Source organism: Kingella negevensis (assembly GCF_030177895.1).
Lineage (GTDB): Bacteria > Pseudomonadota > Gammaproteobacteria > Burkholderiales > Neisseriaceae > Kingella_C > Kingella_C negevensis.
Genome location: NZ_CP123448.1, coordinates 44,329 through 57,290 on the forward strand (window position 1 = coordinate 44,329; position 12,962 = coordinate 57,290).

The following is a 12,962-nucleotide window of genomic DNA, read 5'->3' on the forward strand; positions in this document are numbered from 1 at the left end:
ATTTAGCGGTTGTCAGATGCGAGTATCCGATCTACGGCAGCCTGAAAACCAACAAAAAGAGATGAAAAAAATGAATGCGACTACTTCAGATAAATTGGGCGATTTTTTAAAAAATTACGCGTTGTATTTTGTGTTACTGCTATTGCTGGTGGTGATTGTCTCCAAAGACACGAGCTTTTTGAGCTTGGTAAATTTTAGCAACATTCTCACGCAATCGTCTGTCCGTGTGATTATTGCGCTGGGCGTGGCAGGTTTGATTGTTACTCAGGGGACGGATTTGTCTGTTGGGCGGCAAGTGGGTTTGTCGGCGGTGGTGGCGGCAACGCTGCTGCAAGCGATGACAAACGCGAACAAAGTTTTCCCTGATATGAATGTTGTGCCGATTCCGTTGGTGATTTTGCTGGTGTGCGCGATTGGCGCGGTGATTGGCTTGGTGAACGGGCTGATTGTTACTGTGTTGAACGTAACGCCGTTTATCGCCACTTTGGGTACGATGTTGATTATTTATGGGATTAACTCGCTCTATTACGATTTTGTGGGGTCTGCGCCGATTGCGGGGTTTGATTCGGGCTATTCCACTTTCACGCAGGGGTTTATCAGTTTGGGCGGTTTTCGCTTGTCGTATATCACGATTTACGCGCTGATTGCGGTGGTGCTGATGTGGGTGCTGTGGAATAAAACGCGTTTTGGCAAAAACTTGTTTGCGATTGGTGGTAATCCTGAAGCGGCGAAAGTGTCTGGCGTGAATGTTACGCTGAATTTGATTGGGGTTTATACGCTGTCTGGCGTGTTTTATGCGTTTGGTGGTTTTTTGGAAGCGGGGCGCATTGGCTCGGCAACCAATAACTTGGGCTTTATGTATGAAATGGACGCAATTGCGGCGTGTGTGATTGGTGGCGTGTCGTTTAGCGGTGGCGTGGGGTCTGTGGTTGGCGTGGTAATGGGGGTGCTAATTTTCACGCTGATTAACTATGGGTTGAGCTATATCGGTGTGAGTCCTTACTGGCAATATATTATCAAGGGAACAATTATTGTGATGGCGGTGGCGATTGACTCTTTGAAAAATGTGAAGAAGAAATAGGTAGCAAAAAGCAGCCTGAAAAGGGTTTTCAGGCTGTAAAATCGTTCAAAAATGGTGGGATAAATCCCACCTTACGAGGTTTCGCAAAAGTTTCAGGCTGCGATTGTCGCGCATGAATGCACTACCTACAGCTATTCGCTTTCTTCTTTCATTTTTGTAACCATCAACGTATGCAAACGGCGATTGTCCGCACGGGCGACGTTGAACATCAAATCGCCCAACTGCACTTTTTCGCCACGCACAGGCAAATGCCCCAACTCGTCAATAATCAAGCCGCCGATGGTGTCCACTTCTTCATCGCTAAACGCTGTGCCGAAATATGCGTTGAATGCTTCAATTTCGGTGGTGGCTTTAATGCGCCAACGCTCGGCAGACACGGGAAAGATTTTGTCTGCGCTGTCGTCTTCGTCAAATTCGTCTTCAATCTTGCCGACGATTTCTTCAATCAAGTCTTCAAATGTTACCAAGCCTGAAATGCCGCCGTATTCGTCCACAACAATCGCCATGTGGTTGTGCTGGGTTTGAAATTCTTTGAGCAAAATGGTGAGCGATTTGCTTTCTGGCACAAACACGGCTGGGCGCAAGATGTGTTCTAGCTTGAATTGCTCTGGGTTGAGCGTGTATTTGAGCAAATCTTTGGCGTGAAGAATGCCGATGATGTGGTCTTTGTCTTCTTCAATCACGGGGAAACGGGAATGCGCGGTGTCCACGGCGTAGGCGATGATGCGCTCCATGCTGTCAGTGGTTTTAATCACGTCCATTTGGGCGCGAGTTATCATGGCATCGCGCACATTTAACTGGCTGAATTTGATACTGTTCTCTAGGCGTGATAGGGTTTCACCGTCTATCATGCCGTTTTGTTGGCATTCTTTTAGGATCTCGGTAAGCTGCTCGATGTTTTCAGGCAGCAAACTGTTGGATACGCGTTTGAATAGGCGGTTGAATAGGGTGGGTTGTGTGTCGTCCATTTTGTGCTTTTGTTGAATTGAAAAATTTTCAGGTTGCTTTAGTACACAAAAGTGATGACGTAGGGTGTGCCGTGCGCACCGCTTTTCAGGCTGCCTGAAGATTTTGGTGCGCGGGGCGCACCCTACGGGTTTCATGTACTAAAAGGGGATTTCTTGGTAATTTTGTTGAATGATTTGCTGAAATACGCGGTCGCAGCTTGCCCAGTCCACAATATCTACGGTAAATGGCAAATCACTGTCGCTAAAGGCGTTTTCCAATAAAGTGAGCGTGGTTAAATCTAGCGGTGTTTCGCTGATAATGGCTAAATCTAAATCGGAATATTGCCGCGCTGTGCCTTTTACGCGTGAACCGAATGCCCATGCGCGGTAATGCGGTGGCAGGTGGCGCGAGAGTATGGCTTGGACAATGTGATAGTGTGTTTCGGTTAAATCAATCATGCGGATGACGTTGCTGGAGTTGTTGCAATAAAAATTCGCTGCTGCTCAGGAAATCGGCGATTTTTTGATAGACTTCTTGGGCTTTGGTTTGATTGTAGGTGTGCGATGCGATGTTTCGCATAGTTCGGTAAATCAACCAGTTATCTATGTTTTCTATCAAGCCTTGTTTGACGGCGTAGCGTAAAATATCGCGGAAATCTGCGCTGTCAATTTCATCATCGCTGAGTGCGCTGAGTTTGAGCTGCCGTTTTATCATTTTGACGCTGAGTTCGTACACAAATTCAAATTTTTGAATAGCACCTGCGATTAGGGTGTCTTGAATAATCGGGGTTTGCGCTTCAAACCATTCTGTTTGGGCGAGCTGGGCGATGGTGTCGTGTAGGGATTGGTGGGCGTTTTGTAATGCGCTGGTTTCTAGGTAGTTCATTTTTCAGGCTGCGTATGGGTCGGCGATATTTAATTGCGCCAATAATTTGGTTTCCAAGGCTTCCATTTCTTCGGCTTCTTCGTCTTCAATGTGGTCGAAACCGATAAGGTGTAATGTGCCGTGAATGACTAAATGTGCGAAGTGGTCGTGCAGGGATTTGCCTTGCTCGGCAGCTTCTTTGGCGACTACTTGTGGGCAAATAATCAAGTCGCCACGCAGGGTGTCTTCTTGTTCGGCGTAAGAAAATTCGCCTTCGTTGTGGGCGAAACTGAGTACGTTAGTGGCGTAGTCTTTGCCGCGATAATCGTGGTTGTATTGGCGTGCGGCTTCTTCGTCTAACAGCACGAGTGAGATTTCGGCGTAGCGATAGAAGTTTTTGAGGGCGTGCCAAATCCATTGGTAAAACTGTTTTTCGATGGGGGTATCGGTTGCGCTGCTGTCGTTGATGTAGGCGAGTTGAAAGCGTTGTTGTTGGACGCGCAGGAAGGGGAAGTGTTTGGTTTGTTTTTTCATGTTTCAGGCTGCTTTTTTATTACACGATAAATCGTAGGCTGGGTTGCGACCTAGCGTTTTTTGAATGATTTTTCAGGCTGCATGAGAAATTGCTGGGTCTCGACCTAGCCTACATTTGCAGCCTGAAAAGTTGGATTATTCCTGTCCCAACAATTGTTCGCGTGTCAGTAAGAACACAAAGCCATCGCCACCGCTGGTTTCTAACCACACAAACGGTAATTCAGGATAAGCGGCTTCTAACACATCGCGGTTGTGTCCAATTTCTACCAGCAAAACACCTTTCGGGTTCAGGAATTTGGCGGCGTGCAACAGAATTTCTCGTGTTGCGTCCAAACCGTCTTCGCCGCTGCCCAATGCCAATTCTGGCTCGTGCAAGTATTCTTCTGGCAATTCGGCAACGGATTCTGCGTCCACATACGGTGGGTTGGAGATAATCAAGTCGTACGTGCCTTCCAAGCCTTCAAACAAATTGGTGTGAATCAGGTTGATTTGGTCTTCCAAATGGTAGTCTTCCACGTTAATCGCGGCGACTTCTAACGCGTCTAAACTGATGTCCACGGCATCAATTTCGGCGGCTTCGTAGTGGTGCGCCATTTGAATGGCTAGGCAGCCTGAACCTGTACACAAATCTAATGCGCGGTGAACCAATTCTGGGTATTCAATCCATGGGCTTAACGGTTCGCCCAACAGCTCGTAAATGAATGAACGTGGCACAATCACACGCTCGTCCACATAAAAATCAAAATCGCCTTGCCATGCTTGGTGGGTTAGGTAGGAAACGGGAATGCGCTCTTCTACGCGTAGGCGCAATAATTCGAGCAATTCGTGGCGTTCATCGGGTAGCAAGACTGCGTCTAAATATGGGTCTAGCGTGTCCAATGGCAAGTTCAGTGTGTGCAAAATCAGGTATGCAGCTTCGTCGTGGGCGTTGTCGCTGCCGTGTCCAAACGATAATTGGGCTTCGTTGAAACGGCTCACGGCGAAACGCAAAAAGTCGCGAACGGTTTTTAAATTGCCTTGCGCTTGGTCGAATAGGGAACTTTCAGGCTGCGTTGAAACGGCGGTTTTTTCGTTAATCATAATAAGTTTGTGTGAAGAATGGAAAATGAGATTATAACGGCTTTTGCGGCAGCCTGAAAAACAGCTATAATCGCGCGTTGTCTTTTTTTACACTATTTAAAGGAAAAATAAATGAAAAAACAATTTATGCTGGGCGTAATCGCGGCTTCTATGTTGTTGGCGGCTTGTAATCAACAGCAATCTGCTGGCGCGGCGGCTTCAGGTGCGGCAGCGGCTTCTGGCGTGCCTGCTGGTTTGGAAAGTGATAGCAAACAATTGGGCTATATCTTGGGTTACGAATTTGCGACTAGCGCACAGTTGGGCATGTTGAAAAACAGCGGTGTTGAAGTGGATATTGCTGCTTTAACTCAAGCGATTAACGACCAAATCGCAGGTAAACCGTCTCAAATTTCTCAAGAGCAACAACAAGCTCTGGTGAAAACGGTTTCTGAAAAATTGCAAGCAGCTGCGGCTAAAGCGGCTAGCGAAGCTGTTGCAAAAAGTGAAAAATTCTTGAGCGAAAACAAAACAAAAGAAGGCGTGAAAGTAACGGCTTCTGGTTTGCAGTATAAAGTGAAAAAAGAAGGTACTGGTCCGCAAGTGGCGATGGGCGACGGTGTGATGGTTCAATACGAAGGTCGTTTACCTGATGGTACTGTGTTTGATGGTCCAAACGAACACGGCAACGAGCCAATCCCATTCCCAATGAAAGAGGGCACAGTCATCAAAGGCTGGACTGAAGGCTTGCAATTAATGAAAGAAGGCGGCGAATACACTTTGTATATCCCTGCTGAATTGGCTTACGGTGCGCAATCGCCTACGCCAAAAATCCCTGCAAACTCTGCTTTGGTGTTTGACATCAAAATCGCTAAAGTAGAAAAAGGCGCAGCAGACCCTAAATCTGCGCCTGTTCAAAAATAAAATTGTTCCATGAAAAAGCAGCCTGAAAGTTTCAGGCTGCTTTTTTTATAGTTGATGCAATTATTTTTTAAGACAAGGCGACAACGCCCGCCGTGTACGAATAGTATATAAGTGCATTAACTATAGGATTACAGGACTGCAATCGCTGCATCGTAATCAGGTTCTTCTTTGATTTCAGAAACCAGTTGTGCGTGCAACACGTTGTTGTTTTCATCTAAAACCACAACAGAACGAGCAGTTAAGCCTTTCAATGGACCTTCAGCTAATGCCACGCCGTACGCTTGTGCAAAATCGCTGCGGAAGCTAGACAAAGTAACCACGTTGTCCAAGCCTTCTGCGCCACAGAAACGTGCTTGTGCAAATGGCAAATCAGCAGAAATGCACAATACAACGGTGTTTTCCAAGTTAGATGCGTGTTTGTTGAACGTGCGAACAGATTGAGCGCAAACACCTGTGTCCACGCTTGGGAAAATGTTTAACACTTTGCGTTTGCCTGCGAAGTCTGCCAATGTTTTGTCTGACAAATCTGCTGCGGTTAAGGTGAATGCGGGTGCGGCTGTGCCAACGGTTGGGAATGTGCCGTTTACTTGAACAGGTGTGCCTTGTAAGGTTACTTGTGCCATGTTGTTTTCCTTTGAAGAGTTAAAAAATTTCAGGCTGCGTGAGAAATCTCTCGCAGCCTGAAAATCATACCGATAAATTGGAAAATGACCAAGCGGTTATTTGTGTTTTCAGGCTACATTTTTGTAAAGACTAGGAATGCAGCCTGAAAGTTTTGGTGCACCCTAAGGGAGTTTCAGGCTGCGATTGTCGGGCATAAATGTGCCGACCTACCGTTACAGAGTGAGAACAGCATCTACTAAACCGTTATCTTCGGCGTTTTTGGACAACACAAAACCCAGTTTCAACGCGAGTTTCTGCATGGGGTGATTATCCGCCAAAATTTCGGCGCGTATGCGTACAAAGCCTTGTTCTTTGGCGCGTTCAATGAGTTTGTGCATCAGCAACACGCCTACGCCTTGCCCTTGCAACTTGTCGGCAATGCTGATGCCAAATTCGCAGCTTTGCATATCAGGGTCGGCGGTATAGCTGGCGTGGGCAAGCGGATTTTGCTCTTCATCGTGCAGCAATAGGGCGTATTCGCGCTGATAGTCAGGGTGGCTGAGCCGTGCAAGCAGGGCTGGGGGAATGTTGTTGGCTTTACTCATGAATCGGGTGTAACGGCTTTGTTCGCTTTGCTCGGCGGCTAGACGTTGAATCAGGCTGGCATCTTCGGGGCGGACGGGGCGCAGCCAAGCGGTTTCTCCGCTTTTCAGCGTGATTTGCTGTTCGTGCGTTGGGTAGGGCGTGAAGATGTTTGGGCTGCCTGTGAAACTTTCTACGTCTTGCAAATTGAGTGCGATGTTGCTGCACACAATGCCTTTGTCTTCGTCATGCGATAGCTCGAGTGTACTGCTGTGAATTTCGGGCAAGCGACTGAGTATGTCGGCGCAGTTTAGCAGCCAGTCTTGCCAAATAATGTTGGGCAGATTGAGTTGGCTAATGGCTTTGCTGATGATTTCGGGTGTTACGGGCGGCAAGAGTTTCACTTGGCGATTGCGAACGCGAAGTGTGAGAACTTGCCCAAAGGGTTCTTGTTTTTCCCAGTTTAGCTGCAAGTGGTTGGTTTTTTTGCTGAAATCAGGTTGGTAATAGGCTTGCAGTCCTGTTAAAAAATAGGCGGAGTTGGTTTTGCCTGCTGGGAGTACGGCAATCGGTAGCAGGGGGCGCAGGTGTTTGCGTAGCTCTTCGGTGGCGGTGTGGGCGTAGTGGTAGTCGTGGAATGCGCCTGTGCGGTGGCGTTGTTGGCTATGCTGACGATACCAGTTGAGCTGGACGAGTGCGTGTAGGGCGTGTTCAGGCTGCTTGAAGTGTAGGTTTTTGCGGCTGTTGAAGAGTTTGCGTGTGTCTTCGGTGTCTGCTCTGCCGAGCCATACGAGCAATAGGGGTTTGCGGTTTTGTTTTTGCAAACTGGATACCATTTGGGCGACTTGGTTGCTTTCGGCCGCGTTTGTGCCTGCGTAAATAAAGGCGACTGCGTCTGTGTTTTCATCGCTGAGATATTGGGATACGGCAGCCTGAAAAACGCCTGAAACGGTGTCCGCAGGCAAATCTAGGGGGTTGTATTCGCTGGGTTTGTAGGCGAGCATTTTGCTGATGGCGCGTGTGGTGGCTGCGCTGGGTTCGGCTAGGTTTAGCTCGGTGCTGGCGACTGTTTTCAGTAGTAAGGTGCTGATTTGTGGGGAGTTGCTGATAATGCTTAAATTTTTACCGCGACTGATGATGCCTGTGTGAATGAGTTTGGACGCGGTGAAGAATTGGGTGAGTGTGCTGACGGTGAGAACGTGAACGCGTTCTAAGGCTTGGGCAAACAGGGCTTCTTCTTCGCGGTCGGCAAGGGTGGAGAGCAAGACAATGGGTTTGTGGCGTGATGCGGCTGCCAACGCGCTGATGAGTTCGCGTGGGTTGTCTAGCTTGCTGATGTGGACAAGCAAGGCGGTGGTGATGGGTTCGGCGGCGATGTAGTCGATGATTTTGCCTGTGCTGACGGGGTAGCTGTGGGGGTTAAGCGTGAGAAAGCGGCTGAAGACGATGCCGCGCTCTTGGGTGTAGTTGTCCATGCAGTCGGCAATGCCTGAGGATTGTCCGATGTAGGCGCAGGCGGTGTTTTCAGGCTGCTTGAATAAGCCGAGCAAGCCGCTGATTGGGACGGCTATGAGCTGAATATTGGCTTTGCGTGCTTGTTCGGCAGCGCGGTCTAATTTGCTTTTCAGGCTGCTTGGGGTGGGGTCGAGTTCGTTGATTAAGACGATGTTTTGTATGTTGGCTTTGTTGGCTTCGCGAATAATGCTGCTGACTTTGTCTGCGGCTAATACGATGACGATAACGTCAAAGGTGTGTTCGTTGGTAGCTTCGCTGAGTGAGCTGTAGGATTTTTGTCCGCCAATGGTTTTGTGGTTGGGGTTGATGGGGGTGATGGTGGCGGCGCATTGGTTGGCGGTGAGCAGGGAAAACACGTTGCGCCCTGCGCTGCCGTAGCGTTCTGACGCGCCAATCACGGCGATGGATTGGGGGTGGAATAGGGTGTGTAGTGGGTTCATGGTGGGTTTTCCTGTTTTTTTGTGAGGCTGGGGTTTTCAGGCTGCGTTTTTGGGGTGGTTTATGCAGCCTGAAAATGGGATTTGATGATTTTCAGGCTGTGTTTAGTCTTCTTTTGCCCATGGTCTGCCGCCGTATAGTTCGATATGTTTGCGATTAAGTTCACGTAGCCATGCGTTGATGATTTGGTGGGCTTTTTCTTCGCCGTATTGGGTTAGGAAAAATTGATAGGGGTCTTGGGTTAAACTGGTTTTGACAATATCGTAGATGTAATTAACGGTGTATTTCCCTGTTTTGGCTACTTTTTTATTTCGGTTTTTCAATTCGCGTGTTACCGCAATATCGTTCTAAATCGGGTCTGCCGATGGTGGAGGTGATGACGGCAACGCTTGGGTTTTGTAACATGGTTTTTCCTTTTTTCAGGCTGCGTTTATATTTGCAGCCTGAAAACTACGCTTCATCATCAAAATATTCTTCAGCCATTTCCACTTTGCCTTTAATGCCGACATAAATCTTTGCTTCGCCAAAAGCAGGGTAAGTTTCAAAATCAGCTTTAAAACGGCGCGTGGGCAATTCGCTATCCGCTAAAATTTGCTGCCAAACGTCAGCCGCTGCAGAATGGTGCTTTTCAGGCAGCGAATACGTGTGGTATTGCTGCGGCGGTAACCACACATCAGCCGCGTTTTCAGGCAGCGTGGCATCGTTTGAAATCAGTTTACCGATAATTAGGGTGTAACTACCGTTTTCTTGATAACTGTGTCGCACACAATAAACGCTGGTGCTGAACGCTGGTAATGTGTCTTTCAGGCTGCCTGAAAACCAGTCTTGCCATAATTGGTTAATGTTTTCTTGTTCGTTTTCAAGCGAAATGGTGGCGCATAATCCGCCCACGCGAAATATGGGAAGTGAAGTCTGCATGATGTGTCTCCTTTATGAAAACAGGGCAATCGCCCACAAAATGGCGAGCAGAGTCAAAGCCAACATTTGAGCGGCTGAACCCACGTCTTTGGCACGTTTGGCAAGTGGGCGGATTTCCAGTGAAATGTCGTCCACAACGGCTTCAATGCCTGAGTTAAACAGCTCGGTAATTAGGGATAGGAATGATGCGGCAATCAAAATCATGCGTTGTGTGCTGTCAAAGTCAAAGCACCACACGGCAATCAGCAAAACGGCGTGTAAAACGACCAGTTGACGAAATGCGGCTTCGTGTTGATAGGCGGCGATTAAGCCATCTTTGGAATACCCTGCGGCGTTGAGTACGCGGCGAAATCCGCGTGTGCCTTTTAAATGATTGGTTTGAATTTCTGACATGATAAAAATAATTGTTCAAAAAAGAGAGAATATATCGGTTTTTCAGGCTGCCTGAAACTGCCCGAATGCGCATTATGAATAAAATATATAGCCGATTATTCTAAAATAAACTTAAATTTTACAGTACAATGCGCGCCAACTTAAATTTTAACAATCGGAGTACTTATCGTGAAAAAATTTCTTTTGTCTGCTGCTTTGGTAGCTTTGGCTGCTTGTGGCGGTCAGCAATCAGCCAATAACGGCGTACCTGCTTCAGGCGCAGCACCAGCGGCTTCTTCAGCAGCCCCTGCACAAAACAACGCTTCAGGCAGCCTGATTGACCGCTTGAACAACAAAGGCGTGATTACAGTTGGCACAGAAGGCACTTACGCGCCATTCAGCTACCACGATGCAAGCGGCAAATTAACTGGTTATGACGTGGAAGTGGCTCGTGCTGTGGCGGCAAAATTGGGCGCGACTGTTGAGTTCAAAGAAACGCAATGGGACAGCATGATGGCTGGTTTGAAAGCAGGGCGTTTTGATATTGTGGCGAACCAAGTAGGTTTGACTAGCCCTGAGCGCAAGGCAACTTTTGACAAAACTGAGCCATATAGCTGGAGCGGCGCGGTGTTGGTTGTCGGTAAAGACAACGCAACTGTGAAAACAATCGAAGACATCAAAGGCATTAAAACCGCGCAATCTTTGTCTAGCAACTACGGCGAACGCGCAAAAGCGGCTGGCGCGGAAATTGTGCCTGTGGACGGCTTGGCGCAGTCTCTGATGTTGATTGAGCAAAAACGCGCAGACGCGACTTTGAACGATGAATTGGCTGTGTTGGATTACTTGAAGAAAAATCCAAATGCTGATGTGAAAATCGTTTGGAATGCGCCAAAAGAAGAGCGTGTGGGTTCTGGCTTGATTGTGAAGAAGGGTAACGATGAAGCGTTGGCAAAAATGAGCGCGGCGATGAAAGAATTGCAACAAGACGGTACGCTGAAAAAATTAGGCGAACAGTTCTTTGGTAAAGACATCAGCGTTCAGTAATATTTTGATTTATTAAAGAGTGTTCAAGTTTTTTATAGGCTTGAGCACTTTCCGTGTTTTTCAGGTTGCAATAAATCTCTTAGTAGGGACAAGGTTTATCCTTGTCCGTAACTGTAAACGCAGCCTGAAAGTTTAAAAAAGCGAAAGGTTTTCTATGCTACATCAATTCCTCGCCTCTCTTCCTTTTATGACAGATGCGCGCGCCACGTTGATGATTGATGCGTTTGTTCCCTTAATGAAATCAGGCTTTATGGTGTCTGTGCCGTTAGCCATTGCTTCGTTTATCTGCGGCATGATAATCGCCATAGCAGTCGCCTTGGTGCGCGTGATGCCGCGCGGTGGCGTATTTCATCGCATTATCTTGGCAATTTTAAAAGTTTACATTTCCATTATTCGCGGCACGCCAATGGTGGTGCAACTGGCGATTGTGTTTTACGGTTTGCCAGCCATGAATATTTTTATTGACCCAATCCCAGCCGCCATTATCGCGTTTTCATTGAACGTGGGCGCGTATGGCTCAGAAACCGTCCGCGCCGCGATTTTGTCTGTGCTAAAAGGGCAATGGGAAGCAGGTTTCTCTATCGGCATGACGTATATGCAGACGTTCCGCCGCATTATCGCGCCGCAAGCCTTGCGCGTTGCCGTGCCGCCGTTGAGCAATTCGTTTATCGGTTTGTTCAAAGAAACCTCATTGGCATCGTTTGTAACCGTAACCGAAATGTTCCGCGTGGCGCAGCAATACGCCAACACGTCATACGATTTCTTGCCTGTTTACATTGAAGTGGGCTTCACTTATTGGCTGTTCTGCTGGGTGTTGTTTGTGGTACAAGCGCGCTTGGAAAAACATTTTGATAGACACGTTGCACGATAATTTTTCAGGCTGCGTTTCATAATTGCAGCCTGAAAAAATAGGAAAATTCCCATGATTCAAATTAAAAATATTCAAAAAACATTTGGCAAAAACACCATTTTGCGCGGCATTGATTTAGACATCACAAAAGGTCAAGTCGTTGTGATTTTAGGACCTTCAGGCTCAGGCAAAACCACATTTTTACGCTGCCTGAACGCGCTGGAAACGCCCGAACAAGGCACAATTTGCTTTGAACGTGAACCGATTGTCAGCATTGATTTTGCTAAGAAACCGAGCAAAAAAGACATTTTGGCGTTGCGCCGCAAATCAGGCATGGTGTTCCAACAATACAACCTATTCCCACACAAAACCGCGCTGGAAAACGTGATGGAAGCGCCCGTGCAAGTGCAAGGCAAAAGCAAAGACGTGGCGCGTGAAGAAGCGCACAAATTGCTCGCCAAAGTGGGCTTGGGCGACAAAGCTGATTTGTATCCGCACCAATTATCAGGCGGTCAGCAACAGCGCGTGGGCATTGCGCGCGCGTTGGCATTGCAGCCTGAATTGATGTTGTTTGACGAACCCACTTCCGCGCTGGACCCTGAATTGGTGCAAGATGTGCTAAATACGATGAAGGAACTGGCGAATGAAGGTTGGACAATGGTGGTCGTTACTCACGAAATCAAATTTGCGCTTGATGTGGCTGATGTGGTGATTGTGATGGATGGCGGTGTGATTGTGGAACAAGGTTCGCCAAGGGAATTGCTCACGAACCCAAAACACGAACGCACAAAAAGTTTCTTGAATCGCATTGAATACGAAATTTAAAGTGAAAAAATCCCAGCTTTGAATAAATGTTGAAGCTGGGATTTTTTGTAAGACAGTAAATCGTATTTGTCTAAAAGTCGCAAAAATACAACGCAAACTTATACATAATGTCTAATTTTAACAGTTAGATATTATTTTTTTTGCCCGTTTTTTGAAAAATTCATAGTTTAACTAGATAAAAATTATAATCCTGATGTATTCTAACGGAAATTAACAAATTAACCCAGCCATGTTTACCAGCATTCATTCTGAAATCGTAGATGATTTTGAACTGATGGTGCATAACGCCATCATACGTTTATCGCCTATGGATTTTAGCAATTGCCATATCGTTTTTCATGCCATCTCACTCATCATTTTATTGCTGATATTTATGTTGATACTGCAATCACAAACCGATTGGTCGCA

The 12,962-nt window shown here is 47.1% G+C and carries 15 protein-coding genes; 5 read left to right on the forward strand and 10 right to left on the reverse strand.

All coding sequences use genetic code 11. The annotated features are described in order from the left end of the window. Positions 1 to 16: 16 nt before the first annotated feature. Entirely contained in the window at positions 17 to 1,081 is a 1,065-nt protein-coding gene (gene mglC, locus QEO93_RS00220; RefSeq protein ID WP_245190685.1) for a galactose/methyl galactoside ABC transporter permease MglC, read from the forward strand. 131 nt (positions 1,082 to 1,212) lie between these two features. Here the strand turns inward: mglC and QEO93_RS00225 are convergent, their stop codons facing one another. From QEO93_RS00225 to prmB, 5 genes are all read right to left on the reverse strand, one after another. After that, the gene (locus QEO93_RS00225; protein ID WP_032137932.1) at positions 1,213 to 2,049 is read right to left on the reverse strand and encodes a CorC family transporter; all 837 of its coding nucleotides are present in this window, start codon (positions 2,047 to 2,049) and stop codon (positions 1,213 to 1,215) included. 138 nt (positions 2,050 to 2,187) lie between these two features. Then, complete coding sequence (locus tag QEO93_RS00230) at positions 2,188 to 2,487, reverse strand: nucleotidyltransferase family protein (RefSeq protein WP_032137931.1); 300 nt, start codon at positions 2,485 to 2,487, stop codon at positions 2,188 to 2,190. Continuing rightward, positions 2,480 to 2,914, reverse strand: coding sequence for an HI0074 family nucleotidyltransferase substrate-binding subunit (locus tag QEO93_RS00235; protein ID WP_032137930.1), 435 nt, complete (start codon positions 2,912 to 2,914; stop codon positions 2,480 to 2,482). Before QEO93_RS00235 ends, QEO93_RS00230 begins: the two co-directional genes overlap by 8 nt. A 3-nt stretch (positions 2,915 to 2,917) precedes the next feature. Further along, complete coding sequence (gene ybeY, locus QEO93_RS00240; protein WP_032137929.1) at positions 2,918 to 3,427, reverse strand: rRNA maturation RNase YbeY; 510 nt, start codon at positions 3,425 to 3,427, stop codon at positions 2,918 to 2,920. 135 nt (positions 3,428 to 3,562) lie between these two features. Then, positions 3,563 to 4,507: a 50S ribosomal protein L3 N(5)-glutamine methyltransferase gene (gene prmB / locus QEO93_RS00245; protein ID WP_032137928.1), complete on the reverse strand. Its 945-nt coding sequence runs from the start codon at positions 4,505 to 4,507 to the stop codon at positions 3,563 to 3,565. A 111-nt stretch (positions 4,508 to 4,618) separates the two neighbouring features. Here prmB and QEO93_RS00250 point away from each other — a divergent pair, with 111 nt between their 5' ends. Next, complete coding sequence (locus QEO93_RS00250) at positions 4,619 to 5,407, forward strand: FKBP-type peptidyl-prolyl cis-trans isomerase (RefSeq protein WP_032137927.1); 789 nt, start codon at positions 4,619 to 4,621, stop codon at positions 5,405 to 5,407. Between the two features lie 128 nt (positions 5,408 to 5,535). On the opposite strand, the gene tpx is transcribed toward QEO93_RS00250, so the two are convergent. The 5 genes from tpx to QEO93_RS00275 all read right to left on the reverse strand — a co-directional run bounded on the left by tpx (position 5,536) and on the right by QEO93_RS00275 (position 9,856). Continuing rightward, positions 5,536 to 6,030 carry a thiol peroxidase gene (gene tpx, locus QEO93_RS00255; RefSeq protein ID WP_032137926.1) on the reverse strand — a complete coding sequence of 165 codons (495 nt, stop codon included), beginning with the start codon at positions 6,028 to 6,030 and terminating at the stop codon, positions 5,536 to 5,538. A gap of 213 nt (positions 6,031 to 6,243) precedes the next feature. Then, positions 6,244 to 8,547 (reverse strand): bifunctional acetate--CoA ligase family protein/GNAT family N-acetyltransferase, encoded by a 2,304-nt coding sequence (locus tag QEO93_RS00260; RefSeq protein ID WP_032137925.1) that lies wholly within the window; start codon positions 8,545 to 8,547, stop codon positions 6,244 to 6,246. Positions 8,548 to 8,649: 102 nt separating this feature from the next. Next, positions 8,650 to 8,868 (reverse strand): hypothetical protein, encoded by a 219-nt coding sequence (locus QEO93_RS00265; RefSeq protein WP_032137924.1) that lies wholly within the window; start codon positions 8,866 to 8,868, stop codon positions 8,650 to 8,652. A gap of 127 nt (positions 8,869 to 8,995) precedes the next feature. Then, positions 8,996 to 9,463: a GyrI-like domain-containing protein gene (locus QEO93_RS00270; RefSeq protein WP_032137923.1), complete on the reverse strand. Its 468-nt coding sequence runs from the start codon at positions 9,461 to 9,463 to the stop codon at positions 8,996 to 8,998. A 12-nt stretch (positions 9,464 to 9,475) separates the two neighbouring features. Continuing rightward, entirely contained in the window at positions 9,476 to 9,856 is a 381-nt protein-coding gene (locus QEO93_RS00275) for a diacylglycerol kinase (protein ID WP_032137922.1), read from the reverse strand. 165 nt (positions 9,857 to 10,021) lie between these two features. Between QEO93_RS00275 and QEO93_RS00280 the strand changes: the two genes are divergently transcribed. The 3 genes from QEO93_RS00280 (at position 10,022) to QEO93_RS00290 (ending at position 12,554) form a co-directional block, all read left to right on the forward strand. Beyond that, positions 10,022 to 10,879 (forward strand): amino acid ABC transporter substrate-binding protein, encoded by an 858-nt coding sequence (locus tag QEO93_RS00280; RefSeq protein ID WP_032137921.1) that lies wholly within the window; start codon positions 10,022 to 10,024, stop codon positions 10,877 to 10,879. A gap of 154 nt (positions 10,880 to 11,033) precedes the next feature. Beyond that, positions 11,034 to 11,750 carry an amino acid ABC transporter permease gene (locus tag QEO93_RS00285; protein ID WP_085815460.1) on the forward strand — a complete coding sequence of 239 codons (717 nt, stop codon included), beginning with the start codon at positions 11,034 to 11,036 and terminating at the stop codon, positions 11,748 to 11,750. A 51-nt stretch (positions 11,751 to 11,801) separates the two neighbouring features. Beyond that, positions 11,802 to 12,554, forward strand: a complete 753-nt coding sequence (locus tag QEO93_RS00290) for an amino acid ABC transporter ATP-binding protein (protein ID WP_085815461.1) — start codon at positions 11,802 to 11,804, stop codon at positions 12,552 to 12,554. Positions 12,555 to 12,962 lie beyond the last annotated feature (408 nt).